The organism is Bacillus sp. UNCCL81, assembly GCF_900112535.1.
Lineage (GTDB): Bacteria > Bacillota > Bacilli > Bacillales > Bacillaceae_G > Gottfriedia > Gottfriedia luciferensis_B.
In genome coordinates this window covers 1-14,899 of record NZ_FOMF01000006.1, presented here as the reverse complement: position 1 = coordinate 14,899, position 14,899 = coordinate 1, and the positions used below count along the sequence as shown (strand labels likewise).

The following is a 14,899-nucleotide window of genomic DNA, read 5'->3' as shown; positions in this document are numbered from 1 at the left end:
ACTACATCACTTCATTAGAACCAGTGAATTTTTCCATTGTCACTTGCCCCTCCTGTGAAATTCCTTCTTTCTTTATAACCTTAATAGCTGTTTTAATTAGGATTTTCAAATCTAAAAGGAGACTATTATTTTTCACATACCATACGTCCATTTTAAATTTCTCCTCCCATGTAAGTGAATTCCGTCCATTTACTTGGGCCCAACCTGTAATCCCAGGTTTTACATTATGCCTTAGCATCTGTTCTTCTGTATATAAAGATAGATATTCCATTAAAAATGGTCTTGGTCCAACTAAACTCATTTCCCCTTTAACCACGTTTATTAACTGTGGAAACTCATCAATACTATACTTTCTTAAAAACTTCCCGAAGGCAGTTAAACGTAATTCATCCGATAAAAGGTTTCCTCCTGCATCATGCAAATCACTCATTGTTCGGAATTTATACAAGTAAAATGGTTTACCATTTAAACCAGGGCGCTCTTGAGTAAATAGTATAGGAGCACCCATTTTTAATCTAACAAAAATTGCTACAACTACTAGAGGTAGCGATAGCAACAGCAATATTATCATTGAACATACTAAATCTATGACTCTTTTCATTTTTAGTCTACTCCTAAAAATTAATTACTTCATTTCTACTAAATTGTTTGTGCTAATCATAATGATCGTATTTTTCATATCATTTATAAAATCAATCGTATTCAATTCATTCGAATGGCTTCCTCTATAGTAAAAGAGTTTTAGAATATCTATTAATTGCTGTTGTGATAAATTAATTGATTCCATTTTTTCCTCCCAAACCAAAAAAAACACTGCATTATTGCACTGTTACTTGTTCAATCCCTTCAGTATATCCGTTCGGATTATTTTTTTGCCATCTCCATGTATCCTCACACATTAAATGAATTCCCTTTGTAGCTGTAAAGCCAAGTTTTTGCATAGCCTTTGTTGGATTCGCATAACAAACTGCCGCATCACCAGGACGTCTTTCTTTAATTCTATAAGGTATCTTTTTACCAGATGCTATTTCAAAAGCTTCAATCATTTCTAGAACACTATAGCCATTGCCTGTACCAATGTTATATGCTTCAATCCCAGTGTTGTTTTCTAGGTTTTTTAGTGCATTCATATGACCAATTGCTAAATCTACCACATGAATATAGTCCCTCACACCTGTGCCGTCTTTTGTTGGATAGTCATTTCCAAAAATAGTTAATTGCTCCAATTTACCTACTGCTACTTGTGAAATGAATGGCATTAAGTTATTCGGAACTCCATTTGGGTCTTCGCCAATTAAACCACTATGATGTGCACCGATTGGATTAAAATATCTCAATAATGCTATCCTCCAAGTATGGTCTGATTCGTATAAGTCCTTAAGGAATTCCTCAATCATAAGCTTAGTTCGTCCGTATGGATTAGAAGCGCCTAAGTCACTACTTTCTAATATCGGTGATTCATTCTTTGAACCATAGACTGTGGCAGAAGAACTAAAAACAAGCTTTTTTACTTCATATTTTCTCATCATTTCGCAAAGATTAATCGTTCCTGTAATATTGTTATAATAGTATTCAATAGGATTTTGGACTGATTCACCTACAGCTTTAAGCCCGGCAAAATGGATAACAGCCGATATTCTATTCTGAGAAAATATATTTTCTAACTCATCTCTATTTAATAGGTCAATATTATATGTTTTAAATGACTTACCCGTTATCTCTGACACTCTTTTTAATGATTCTGGCTTACTATTTGAAAAATTATCTAGAACAATAATTTCATTACCACTCTGTAACAGCTCTACGATTGTGTGACTCCCAATATATCCTGCTCCACCAGTTACAAGAATTGCCATTTATTTTTCCTCCTATAAAAGACTAAAAAATAATCACTTTTACCAGTTTAAATTAATATAATCGCTGAAATATTGTATTTGCAGACTAATTACATTTTCATAGTAATAATAAAAAAAGTAGCAAATTAGTATGCCATAATAGATTAACTTTTGATCTCTTACTCGAAATAATTTCACAATCCATGAAATTAAAATTAGCTGATAAAAACTAAAATAAATTGAAATTCTTGCAAAGATCCAATTTTGCGTAGAAATAAGCATAAAGACAAATCCAAGTAAAGCCATATTGACAACAATATCACTCTTTGGATTCATTTCTCTTAACTTCTCTCTTCCCACAAAAGCAATTAAAAGTGGAATTGCTGTTACTGCAACTCTAATAATGCTAGCTCCACCTTCTTGAAAGTTTTTATAGACTGCATACTGGGTATCTTGAATAGCGTTAAACAAATAAGTTGAAAGTTGATTAAATCCAATTATGAATACGATTGAAAATAATAATAGAGCGATTGTTACTTTTGACCATGCCTTAAAGCGGACAAGAAAATAAATTGGAATTAAAATAAGTGCAGTTTGATGGAATAAAGAAGCAAATAAAATAACGAGTAGATAGCGTTTAAAGCTACCTTCCAGCAATAGCCGTATACCTGCAAAAGCAATGGATGCAGCAAGTACTTGTCTGATACCATTCATAGAGACCAAAAACAAACCACCAGTAATATACACATAAACGCTCAATTCAAAAATTCTTGAATAATTATATAAAGTAAAAATAACTAATACATTTGTGATAATCGCTGTTGTAATTAACAATATTTGAGGATTTGAAGAAAAATATTTTAAAATCATTTGCAGAATGCCGAATCCAATATCCTTAGACTCTAAAATATAGTTCCATGTAAAGTCATGTCTTTTATAGATATCCACATATGCATATGTGTCCCCGATATTTGATCTAAGTCCCGATACGCAAACTAGAGTTACTAATACAACAAATGCCAACGTTTTATTAGGTTTTATATAGACCGATGATAATGTTGCGGTGCTAGATATGCTAACCCTTGAGGTTACCCGTGCCATGAATGAAAAAACAAATACAATTGCTAAATTGAACCAAAATATAGTCATACCAATATCCTTCCAAAAAACAAAACCACTTTTTAGGCGGTTTTTGTTTTTGTCGTAATATAAATATATAAAGTTATCCCAAATGGAATCGCCAAGATTGTTAAACCTTTTTTAGGCGTCTCGTCTAAAAAACTCCAGTTTCTACTCATAATGCTACTAGAAACATAATGAATGGCTTGTCTGAATTTAAACAACTGACTTGCAAATGGCAATTTCATCATTTCTTTTCGATAAAATGCAAATCCATTCGGATTTTTAATATATTGACTTAACATATTTAAAGATGATCCATCTGCAAGATACTCTACATAGCATAAAGTTTCATTCATTAATAGCATTTCGTATTGTTTATCAAGCATGTGATATTTGTATGCTAGACCAACATAACGTTCATTTTTAAATAGTGGATATGGAAATTTTTTTGTTAACTCTGTTCGATATACAAGTTTTTTATCACCAGTTACTCCAAATTTATTATATAAATCAAATAATCTAGACTGTTTTCTATTAACCGGTAACTTTGTACCAATAATTTTTCCATCTGAATATGCATCTAGACCAATAATTCCACTCACATGATCGTTACCAAATTGATTCCAGTGCTTAATAATTTTTTCAACCGCATCTAAAGGCATATAATCATCTGAATCAATACAGACATTAAGTTCTGTGACAATTTTCTGGTAAGCGGTATTATGGGCACCATGCATTCCTTGGTTTTTCTGCCAATAATACATAATTTCAATTTTATTTTCTTCGATCCAGCCTTCAACTAATTCTTTAGTATTGTCAGTTGAACCATCATCAATGATTAACCAGATAAATTCTTTGCATGTTTGATTCTTTAAACTCACGTAACATTTGTGAAGACAGTATGCTCGATTAAATGTTGGAGTAAATACAGTTAATTTCTTCATATCCTACCTCCCTAACGAGATATATGTCTTTTGGGTATTCTCCGCTGTTATGCGAATATCATATCCTTTTTGGATCAATGCACTTCCCGCATTTCCTCTTTTAAAATTTCTTTTTGCTTCTTTCAAGATTTTCTCAACCCATTTTTCACTGTCATTTAATGAACAGTATTGAATTAGTCCCATCTCCATATCAACTTCTGTTGTAATCGCATCTGAAATAATACAAGTTAAACCTGCACCTTGTGCTTCTATTACCGTTACAGGTAAACCTTCGTGTAAAGATGGGAATACAAACACATCCATTGCTTGTAAAAGTTTATGAATATCATCTCTAATACCAAGTAACTTTACATTTTTCTCTATTTGAAGTTCTTTTATTTTCGATTCTATTTTTGCTTGAAGGGAACCTCCTCCAACTAAGATTAAAACTGCACTCGGCATTTCTTTTAATAGTGAAGCAAAAATTTCTAGTAAAAAAAGATGATTTTTTTGTTGATTAAATCTTCCAACATGGCCAAGTACAAATGCTTTGTCTGAGATATCTAACTGATCCCTAATTTGTTTTCTTAAATTTAATGAGAATTGAAACCTCTCACTTTCAATGCCATTTTTTAAGATTAGTGATTCACTTGAACGTTTAGTAAATAACCACCTACTTGCTGACTCCGAACAAGCAAATAAATGGGTAGCATTGGGCTCAATGTATTTACCCGCATACCATTTATAAACCTGTGAAGCCAACCCACCTTCACTTTTTGTATTATGGCTGTGGGCAATTCTCGTGGGTATATTAGCTTTTTTTGCAGCTCTTAAAACTAAGCCACTCATTTTATCCATATGAGAATGTACGATTTTATAATTAGGATTTAGCCTAAAAAATTTATCTAGTTTTCTTATATAACCTATATGACCAACGTCCGTTATATATGGAATTCTATGAATCTTTCCACCCATGGCAATTATTTCAGAGTCATATGCCCCCTCTTTACACGTTAAAAAATCGAACTGTATTTTCGTTCGATCAATATTACGATACAAATTCATTATTAATGTTTCCGCGCCACCTCTGTTCATATTAACAACGGTATGTAAGATTCTTAAAGGGTCGCCCACATTGTATCCTCCATTTCCTTCATATAGCTCTTATATACCTCACTTTTTTCCAATAATACTTTATCAATGCTATATTTTCTCATAATGATCTTTCTACTATTAGCCCCAAGCCTCTCTTTGAGACCCTTTCTTTCGGCAAGGTCTTTTATAGCGCTTGAGAAACCAGTGGAGTCATTACTCTTTACAAGCCATCCATTTTTGTTATTAATTACAAGCTCTCTATGCCCTCGGTTATCTACTGCTATAATCGGTAAGCCACAAGACATGGCTTCCATTATATTGACCGGCAAACCTTCACGTAGACTAGACCCAACTGCAACGTCACACATAGGTAGGATTTCTTTAATATCCTTTCTAAAACCTAAAAACTCTACCATATGTGAAATTCCAAGTTGATTTGCTAACTGTTTACATTCATTTAGTAAAGCACCTTCCCCAGCAAGTAGAAGTTTTACATTCAACAATTCATCTTTCATTAGTGCCAATGAATTAAGTAGAAATTGTTGATTTTTATTTTTATTAAATTCTGCTGCATAAAAAAGCAAAAAGTCATCTGGTTGATATCCAAACGACTCTCTTACTACCTTTTTATTTAATTCATCAATTGGCTTAAAATCCTCTGTATCAATTCCAACCCCATGGATATGTACGATTCTTTTAATATTAAAACTTCTATTTGATAACTCATAATCTTCTTTATTAATCGTTATTAAACAATCTGATAGGGGTGCCATGAATTTTTCAATAGGATAATATAATAGCCAGTTTAATATAGGTGCACCCTTACAAAAATGGAATCCATGTGCTGTGTAAATCAATTTTGTTGTTCCTTTAGCCCTGGACTTACGAGCCGCAAGGCGAGCAAGTATCCCACCCATAGGAGTATGGCAATGTATGATCTCATAATTATTTTCATCTATTATATTTTTAAGGTCTTTTAGTGCCCTTATATTTTTAAAATTAAAAGGCGATCTTTGAATAGGTAGATTAAACTTTTTGTCGACATAATGAATATTGTTTTCCCCATTAGCAGCAATATGTACTTCCCAGCCATTATCCTTGAACCACTTTATATATGGCATATGAAATGCCGTAAAATGATAATCCACAGTTGCACAAAAGAGCACCTTTTTTTTCATCTTTTTCACCTATCAACATTATTTTCTAATCATTTGACCCGCTAATTAATTCTTTTTTCATTAGTTCCGTTAAATAATCTAGAACACTATGTCTCAAGTCCTCCCTTTTAAGAGCAAACTCAAGAGTCGTTTTAATAAAACCTAATTTCTCGCCTACATCGTATCGAGTTCCTTCAAATTCATAAGCATAGACTGCTTCTTGTTTGTTAAGTTCAGCAATTGCATCAGTCAGTTGAATTTCATTTCCAGCCCCTGGTTTCTGATTACTTAAAATATCAAATATTCTCGGCGTTAGTATATAGCGGCCTAAAATCGCTAAGTTTGAAGGAGCTTCTTCTTGCTTTGGTTTTTCTACTAAACTATGAACATTATAAAAATGATTATCTATTAAACTCCCGTCAACAATTCCGTATCTAGAAACCTCAGCTTCATTTACAGTTTGTACACCTAATATAGAAGCATTATATCGATTAAATTGCCCAATCATCTGCTTTAAACATGGTGTATCGGCTTTAACAACATCATCGCCCAATAACACTGCAAATGGTTCATCACCTATAAATTTGCGTGCACACCAAATCGCATGACCTAAGCCCCTTGGTTCTTTTTGGCGAATATAATGAATGTCTACCATCTTTGATGATTTCTGAACCTCTGATAATAATTCAAATTTACCTTTTTCTAATAGATTTTGTTCTAATTCAAATGAATTATCAAAATGATCTTCAATCGCTCTTTTACCTTTTCCGGTTACAATTATAATATCCTCTATTCCTGATTCGATAGCTTCTTCAACTATATACTGAATAGTAGGTTTATCTACAATTGGCAACATCTCTTTTGGCATTGCTTTTGTTGCCGGTAGAAATCTAGTTCCTAATCCAGCAGCAGGTATTATGGCTTTTTTAATCTTCATTTTTTTCTCCCTTAATTTAAAATTGGTGTTGTAGCGTTCGTTTGAGAAATAACCCTATTATTGGCCAAATTCAATAATCTCTCTCTAAGATCGTCCTTCTCTAAATCTGAAAAGTTATCAATAATTTCATGTATTTCACTTATATGCAAATCCGTTGTTTTTCCAATATAAATCTTCGGATAAATTTGTTCTTCATGAATTTCTTCTTCTTTTAATAATTCCTCAAATAGCTTCTCTCCCGGTCTCATTCCTGAGAATTCAATCTCTATATCATCAAGTGAGTTACCTGATAATAAAATTAAATTTCTAGCAAGATCTACTATTTTTACTGGATCGCCCATGTCTAATACGAAGATTTCGCCACCCTTTGCTAATGCCCCTGCTTGTATCACCAGCCTAGATGCCTCGGGAATCGTCATGAAATAACGCACCATATCTGGGTGAGTAACAGTGACAGGGCCTCCATTTTCGATTTGCTTTTTAAATAGTGGAATAACACTCCCTCTACTACCTAGCACATTTCCAAATCGAACTGCTACAAATTTTGTATCACTATTTTTATCCATATCTTGAATAATCATTTCTGCAAGTTTTTTTGTTGAACCCATTACACTCGTTGGATTGACAGCTTTATCAGTTGAAATCATGACAAATGTTTTTACACAATGCCAGCTAGCTGCTTTTGCAACATTCATAGTACCAATTACATTATTTTTAATTGCTGCCTCCGGATTTCGCTCCATTAAAGGTACATGCTTGTGTGCTGCTGCATGGTAGACAACATCCGGACTATAATGTTCCATAATTGACATCATTTTCTTTTCATCTTGTAAATCAGCAATCTCTGTTATAAATTCAATGCTAGAATCCTTAAAACTATTCTTTAATTCCATTTCAATTGAATAAATGCTATTTTCACCATGGCCAAGTAAAATTAATTGTTTAGGATTAAAGTTAGAAATTTGTCGTGAAATTTCCGAACCGATTGATCCTCCCGCTCCTGTAACTAATACAACATTATTTGTAATTGATTCAGAAATGCTGCCCATATCCATTACAACAGGATCCCTTCCTAATAAGTCCTCTACTTGAACATCGCGGAATTGATTGACTGAAACCTTACCAGTAATTAGATCTTCTAACATAGGTAGTATTTTAGTACTAGCGTTTGTTTTAGAGCATTCCTGAAAGATAATATTTAACTCCTTTTTACGTAACGAAGGAATGGCAATAATAATATTTTCAATTGAATACTTATTTACAACACTTTCAATTTTTTCAACCCCGCCTAAAACGGGAATTCCCAATATATCTAAATGATGTTTTTTTACGTTATCATCTATAAAAGCAACAGGATGGAGATGACTATAATTATCGTTACTCTTTAAAAGCTGTCTCGCAACCATAGTGCCTGCTGCGCCAGCACCAATAATTAATGTTCTCTTCTTAATAATATTTTTTCTAACGAGTGAATCTCGATATAACCTCCAAGTAAATCTTGAACCACCTATTAATATCATATGGAGTAACCAAGCGACCGCAAATAACCTGAAATATGTTTTTTGCATAATCATTTGCTGGATAATTAATGATGTAACTATCGAAGACGTTACAATATTAAAGATAATAATTATTTCGCCTATACTTGCATATTCCCATGCCTTTTTATAAAGTTTAAAAATTAAAGAAAAAATATGATGGCTTAATAAAAGAAAAAGTGAACTTATAAAAACAGGTTTAATAAAAATATCAATTGTTGCGTCTACCAAAAATCGACTAATAAAAATGGATGTGAGTACAATACATGAATCAATAATTATAAATAGAGATAATCTTTGCCTATAAGTCACTTGAGTGCTCCTCTCATAAACCATCCTACGTTATATAATTCAAGCTTTTTTCTACCATCGTCATTTACTTTATTATTTGGTAACCCGTTAGTTTCATCTAGCCATTCAAATTGTTGAATGATTTTAATTCTATTCTTTATTGTTTTAGGTGACCTATCCTTATTTTTCATATTCACATCCCCATACTGTATTAATAAAGTGCTTATTTTTGCACTCTTTAAAAAAAGCACATAAATAAACACTTTATATAAAAAACGGGCATTCAACCCACCCTCACACCACACTCTTGACGACTTGCGTCTAAGGTATATTTCAACCCACAGCATGATCGAGTGCCTACATTGATAAAGGAAAGTAGACATTACCTAAACTATTCTATTAAACGTTGTTCTTAATTAAGAACAAAGTAGTAAAAATTTTACTTACTTTTCATTTATAATTGCACCGATCAATCGTCCATGTGATAGCTCAATTACTCTACTAGCCTCAATCGTCTTTTCTATTTCAGTTTTACCACGGTTAAGTACTAAAACTACACCATCACATTGATTTGCAAGTACTCTTGTCTCTGTATAGTCTAATATTGATGGTGAATCAATTAGTACAATATCATAAGAGGTAATCAATTTTTTAAATAACTCATTAACCGCTGAATTCGCCAAAAGTTCTACAGGATTAAAATTAATTGTGCCACTAGTCAAAACATCCAAGTTTTCAAAATCTGTACTTGTTACTACATCTTTAAGCTCTATTCGTTTTGTTAACAAATCTGTTAATCCAACATTGTTTTGTAATTTAAAAATTGTATGTAATGAGGCTTCCCTTAAATTAGCATCGATCAATAAGACTTTTTCTTTCTGCTGGGCCATCGATACAGCTAAATTAGCGCTAATTGTTGAATTTCCTTCACCTTTACCAGTTGAAGTAATTAAGAGGATCTTATTTTTGATTTCCTCAGTTAAAAAGTGTAAATTTATACGTATTGTTCGAAATTGGTCAGATATAATTGAATTTGGATTTGTAAACGTTACTAGATTTCTTTTTTTAAAGGCTGTGTTTTGTTTTCTTTTATTAAATATCAACATTCTCACCTTCATTTTTTAATAATTTATATTTCTTTTTCTCAGTTAATAACTTTTTCTTATTCATATTTGGAACAATGCCAATTACAGGTACCCCTAGGATTTCTTCGACCTCGCTTCGTCTTTTAATTGTTTGATCTAAAGAATCCATTAAAAATACTAATGCAATACTAATAACAATCCCCATAACAAATGCAAAAATTATGACTTTATTACTTTGCTGATTAATTGGGATTGAAGTTTCTTTTGCAGGAAATAGTAACTGAACATTTTTAAAATTTAATATATTACTAACCTCATCTTTAAATGATTTTGCTGTTTCATTGGCAATATTTTTGGCGATAATTGGATTATTATCTTGAGCCGTAATACTAAAAATTGTTGAATCATTTATTCTTGTAACATTTAATTTTTTGGCTAAATCTTCTGTAGAAATACTAAGATGTAAGTTATTAATTACCCTTTCCAAAACAGATGGATCGTCCATCATAACCATTAACGTACTCAAATCATCTTTTGTATTAAGCATAATTCTTGTTGAAGACTCATACACAGGAACATAATTATTATAAAATTTCTGATATAGATAACCAGCTGACGTAGTTAATATAGTAAAAACAATAATAATCCAAAACCGACTTTTAATTACATCAAAATATTCCTTTATATCAATTTCCTTAGGCCTTACACTATTCATCCATTCACCTTCATTTTTTAGTATTTTTTACTGGAAATAAAACATGACGAAAGATTCTATATAACGAACAACGTTTTAATAAGCTATCAAAATAGTATGTAAGCATATAATTATGTATGATAAGTACTCTTATGACTAAATAAAATCTGAAAATTAGGGTAATTATGAACTTAATTTTAATTCTTTATAATGAACTAGTCAATAATATTTTCGCTCCAATTTATACCTATTTTACTACACTTTAATAATAGTAGATTCTAGTAAATTAATTATAAATTCCTAGTAAATTTATTGTTAATAAATTATGTTTAGTACTAAACATAAGAACAAAGACGTTCTTTTAAACGAACAATTACCATACTTAATTACTAGGAAAAATTAGGTTTTTTTAATAATTCCCCATATACTTACTAGATAGTTTCACCATCTTTTATGCTTTCTCTTAATTAGTACAAGCAATTTGGACTTAAATAAATATACTACTCCTATAAAAATAATAATTTATAAGGAGTGTCATGTTATTTGGCAATTAGTAGTCCAAAGATTAATAGTTTACCTGTTGTAACAAGTATCAACGCAAGCTCCTATACTGTAAGTGGTAGCGGAATTGCAAATGCTACTATTTATTTAACGTTTAAAGATCCTAACAAAAATACGATTTCTACTACTATTAAAGCAACTTCAAGTGGTACCTTTTCTACAAAATTTAATCTCATTACTCTAAAAGATGGCCAATTAAATTTGGAAGCTTATCAAAAAGATACAAAAGGTAATATAAGTGGAAAGGTTAATAAGACTGTTTTAAAAGACACCGTTGGACCAACGATTCTTTTAAGTGTCTCAAATATTACTTTACAAAATCAAAGTGCTTATCCAGTAAATGGAAAAGTGGAAGCAAACCAAAAAGTAACAGTAACTGTTAGTGATGGTATTCATAGCCCACTCTCTAAAGTAACTACATCTGATACAAGTGGTAATTTTTCAGTATTATTTAATATGAGTTCTTTAAATAATGGAAGTATTACAATCACTGCTGTCTCGAATGATCAATATGGCAATCAATCTACGAGTTCCACAGTTGTCACAAAAGATACTACGGTTGTATCTCCTCCAGCTGGAGTATATGAACTAACTTCGCAAGAAAGAACTAGATGGGGAATTTATAATGATAATTCTCATCCTATTGAAACTACGAATGGATTTAACCAGGCATTACAGTGGGCAACCAGTAATGGATACACTACCTTTCATGTATTAGGTGGTACGTACTTGATAGCTAAGGGCGTTGAAGATAAAGATCATAATGCTCAAATTAATATGGTAAGTAATATGACATTTTTAATGGATAGTGATACGGTTCTTCAAAAGGAAACAAATAAATGGGAACAATACGCTATTATTTCGCTAAGTAAAGACATTGTGAATGTGACAATAAAAGGTGGGACCTTGAAAGGTGACCGATATACTCACGATTACACTTATGTTGGTCCTTACACTTCAGGTACGCATGAGTGGGGATTTGGAATCATAACAGAGGGAGCAAGTAATGTCATTATTGATGGTGTTAATTTTACAGATTTTACCGGTGATGGTGTTCAAGCCGGTGGTACAACAGTCACAGGCGAATCGATTGATTCAACCAACCTAGAATTAGGTGGATTAGATGCAAATGGAAACCCTATTAGCCAATCAGGAAAAATTCGCACTAAACCTTATACGCTTAGTGATCCAGCGTATCAAAATCCTCATTTTAGAAATATTATGATGTGGAATCCTGAAGGTGTATCCGGGAAATACGATTTATATTATTATCGCTCAGATGGAAGTTTAATTAAAACTGATAAAGATCAAGATTTCAATTCATCTTTTGGATATTCTAAGATTCCAGATGACGCGGTTAAATGGCGTGCTGTTTTTAATGCTACAAGTACAGCAAATGTTGGTGTTCAAATGATGTCCGTTGCTGTTACAGAAAATTTATTGATACAAAATTGCAATATCGGCAATAACCGTCGACAAGGCATAAGTTTAGTAGGTACTGATGGTGTCAAAATACTCAATAATAAAATACACGATATAAGTGGAGTCGCTCCTGGAAGTGGAGTTGATTTAGAGCCTGGATTTTACCCGGGTATAAATACGGAGATAAGCGGAAATGAATTTTTAAATAATAAAATTCATATGGTACTCTCTTATGGTGGCCATGCAATAGCAAATAATAACTACTTTGGTCCTGATGCTGCTTTTGCTTCAACTAGCTGGGGTGGCGTTTCTGCTTCTAATAACACCTTTGACAATTCTTCATTTGTAAGTTCTGACGGCTCTTCTAATATTACTTTTACAAATAACAAACTAACAAAAAGTGGAGCAGTTTTTGACGGTGGAGAAAATATAATTGTTGATGGTCTTGTTGGTGTTGATTCAGATATCAGCTTTACTCAGACTGTTGAAAACGGCATAAGCGCATCCAATATTTCTCTTACATCTTCTGGACAAGATTCAGAATTACATGGTTTTGCTATATGGGGAGACAAGCCAATAACGTTAAGTACTATTTATCTAGAAGGAAACAATGGTCTAAGTGGCAATGGACTCGCTTCGAATGTATACTCGAATGTTACATTTAATAATACTACTGAATCTCGATTAGCTTCTGGAAACTATAACAATCTAATTGTTACAAATGGAAAGATCAATTTCTATCCTGGAAAAGTAACTATTAATCAGGGACAGTTTAAAAATAGTACTGTCATACTTGATAATGACAATGGATATCCAAATGTTACTATATCAAGCTCAACATTCGACTTCGATAAATCTGTATCAGGTAACATTATTTTAGTAAATAATGCAACAAGTTTTTCCTTTCTTAACAATACAATAAATGATAGTGTAACAACTTCTGCAGATCATCCAATCATTCAAATCGGCCGTGACGCATGGAAAAATTCTCCTACTCAAGTTAAAGGAGCAGTAATTAAAGGAAACAAAATAACATCCAAAATAAAAAGGGTTGGAATTGACACAACTAACGGTGGTATCGGTGCGCCTCCTTATGATATTGAAGACAACACATTAATCAATAATACACTTGCATTAACATCTAAAGATATTAACAAAAACAATACAGTCACTTAAAAAAATAGTTGAAACAATAGGTGCGTTAATTATTTATTAAAGTAAAATTCAACTACTATTAATTTATCTGATATTACTATACAAAAATATTCATTCTAACGATTACACATATTACTTCATACACAGTTTAAAACTTTCTACAAAGTAAGTTCTAGTTATGGATAGCTGGTTGAATCTATAATGGTCTAATCAATTTGTTTAAACGGATTGATTAGACTTACATATAAGCGTTAAATTATAAGAAGCATAATTGTTTAGCAAATGTATTTTCATATCATGAATTAATCGTTAAATAGACAGTTTTAAATTGTTAATTTAGGGGATTCTACTTATATCTTATTTTGAAAGGAAGCTACTAAATGGAACAAACTCTTTATGAAAAATATGGTGGAGAAGAAACAGTTGGAAAAGTAGTAGATTATTTTTACGATGAATTAGTCCTAAAAGATGAAACAGTTAATCATTTCTTTGATCAAACGGATATGGACAAGCAACGTCGTCACCAAACAAAGTTTATTAGTTTTGCTTTGGGTGGACCTAACAAATATACTGGCAAATCCATGTCAAAAGCTCATGAAGGAATGAATATTCAACCCGAACATTTTAATGCAATTGCTACCCATCTCCATGATGCACTAGCTCACTTCGGGGTAAGCGAAACAGACATCGATCAAGCCCTAACAAAGGTTGAATCACTAAGAGATGACATACAATATAAATAATAGTTCAATAAAAGCTACTATCTATGATAGTAGCTTTTACAGAGTGTTGAAATATAAAATGGTCAATAGGGAAAACGGACATTAAATGAACATTTAATAATGATGAAATTATCATTTTTCTGGATGATCTTTTAATGGTTTTAAATGTAATATGTTCGAGCAATTTTATGATTCCAATAACACTAGACATGTTTTTTTCAGAAGTTAAAAAATTATGAGCTTATTCTTAGAAAAACAAATTCATTTGACTAATTTAGTTTAATGTTCGATATTAAATGAACTACAAACTGATTAATAAAAACTGCTAGATTACTCTAAGTAAAGGCTATTTGATTAGGATT

At 31.9% G+C, this 14,899-nt stretch carries 14 protein-coding genes; 2 read left to right on the top strand and 12 right to left on the bottom strand.

The window, feature by feature from the left end; genetic code table 11:
• Position 1 precedes the first annotated feature (1 nt).
• The 12 genes from BM319_RS13955 to BM319_RS13905 all read right to left on the bottom strand — a co-directional run bounded on the left by BM319_RS13955 (position 2) and on the right by BM319_RS13905 (position 10,698).
• On the bottom strand, positions 2–601 hold the full coding sequence (locus tag BM319_RS13955) for a sugar transferase (RefSeq protein ID WP_091023268.1): 600 nt from the start codon (positions 599–601) through the stop codon (positions 2–4).
• A gap of 24 nt (positions 602–625) precedes the next feature.
• Positions 626–787, bottom strand: coding sequence for a YwzD family small protein (locus BM319_RS24755; protein ID WP_175495615.1), 162 nt, complete (start codon positions 785–787; stop codon positions 626–628).
• A gap of 31 nt (positions 788–818) precedes the next feature.
• A complete protein-coding gene (gene galE, locus BM319_RS13950; protein WP_091023266.1) occupies positions 819–1,856 on the bottom strand; it encodes a UDP-glucose 4-epimerase GalE in 1,038 nt (345 codons plus the stop codon).
• A gap of 39 nt (positions 1,857–1,895) precedes the next feature.
• A complete protein-coding gene (locus BM319_RS13945; protein WP_091023263.1) occupies positions 1,896–2,984 on the bottom strand; it encodes an EpsG family protein in 1,089 nt (362 codons plus the stop codon).
• Between the two features lie 32 nt (positions 2,985–3,016).
• Positions 3,017–3,901: a glycosyltransferase family 2 protein gene (locus BM319_RS13940; protein WP_091023261.1), complete on the bottom strand. Its 885-nt coding sequence runs from the start codon at positions 3,899–3,901 to the stop codon at positions 3,017–3,019.
• Between the two features lie 3 nt (positions 3,902–3,904).
• Entirely contained in the window at positions 3,905–5,014 is a 1,110-nt protein-coding gene (locus BM319_RS13935; protein ID WP_091023259.1) for a glycosyltransferase family 1 protein, read from the bottom strand.
• Positions 4,999–6,153 carry a glycosyltransferase family 4 protein gene (locus BM319_RS13930; protein ID WP_091023256.1) on the bottom strand — a complete coding sequence of 385 codons (1,155 nt, stop codon included), beginning with the start codon at positions 6,151–6,153 and terminating at the stop codon, positions 4,999–5,001. The genes BM319_RS13935 and BM319_RS13930 overlap by 16 nt, the downstream gene beginning before the upstream one ends.
• Before the next feature lie 25 nt (positions 6,154–6,178).
• Positions 6,179–7,069, bottom strand: a complete 891-nt coding sequence (gene galU, locus BM319_RS13925) for a UTP--glucose-1-phosphate uridylyltransferase GalU (protein WP_091023254.1) — start codon at positions 7,067–7,069, stop codon at positions 6,179–6,181.
• Between the two features lie 11 nt (positions 7,070–7,080).
• Positions 7,081–8,919 (bottom strand): polysaccharide biosynthesis protein, encoded by a 1,839-nt coding sequence (locus tag BM319_RS13920; protein WP_091023252.1) that lies wholly within the window; start codon positions 8,917–8,919, stop codon positions 7,081–7,083.
• A complete protein-coding gene (locus BM319_RS24750) occupies positions 8,916–9,089 on the bottom strand; it encodes a hypothetical protein (protein ID WP_175495614.1) in 174 nt (57 codons plus the stop codon). The genes BM319_RS13920 and BM319_RS24750 overlap by 4 nt, the downstream gene beginning before the upstream one ends.
• 252 nt (positions 9,090–9,341) lie before the next feature.
• Positions 9,342–10,004 carry a CpsD/CapB family tyrosine-protein kinase gene (locus BM319_RS13910; protein ID WP_286143766.1) on the bottom strand — a complete coding sequence of 221 codons (663 nt, stop codon included), beginning with the start codon at positions 10,002–10,004 and terminating at the stop codon, positions 9,342–9,344.
• Positions 9,991–10,698 (bottom strand): YveK family protein, encoded by a 708-nt coding sequence (locus BM319_RS13905; RefSeq protein ID WP_091023246.1) that lies wholly within the window; start codon positions 10,696–10,698, stop codon positions 9,991–9,993. The genes BM319_RS13910 and BM319_RS13905 overlap by 14 nt, the downstream gene beginning before the upstream one ends.
• A gap of 522 nt (positions 10,699–11,220) precedes the next feature.
• On the opposite strand from BM319_RS13905, the gene BM319_RS13900 reads away from it, so the two are divergent.
• Positions 11,221–13,836 (top strand): right-handed parallel beta-helix repeat-containing protein, encoded by a 2,616-nt coding sequence (locus tag BM319_RS13900; protein ID WP_091023244.1) that lies wholly within the window; start codon positions 11,221–11,223, stop codon positions 13,834–13,836.
• A gap of 359 nt (positions 13,837–14,195) precedes the next feature.
• The gene (locus BM319_RS13895; protein WP_069033764.1) at positions 14,196–14,558 is read left to right on the top strand and encodes a group I truncated hemoglobin; all 363 of its coding nucleotides are present in this window, start codon (positions 14,196–14,198) and stop codon (positions 14,556–14,558) included.
• Positions 14,559–14,899: the final 341 nt, after the last annotated feature.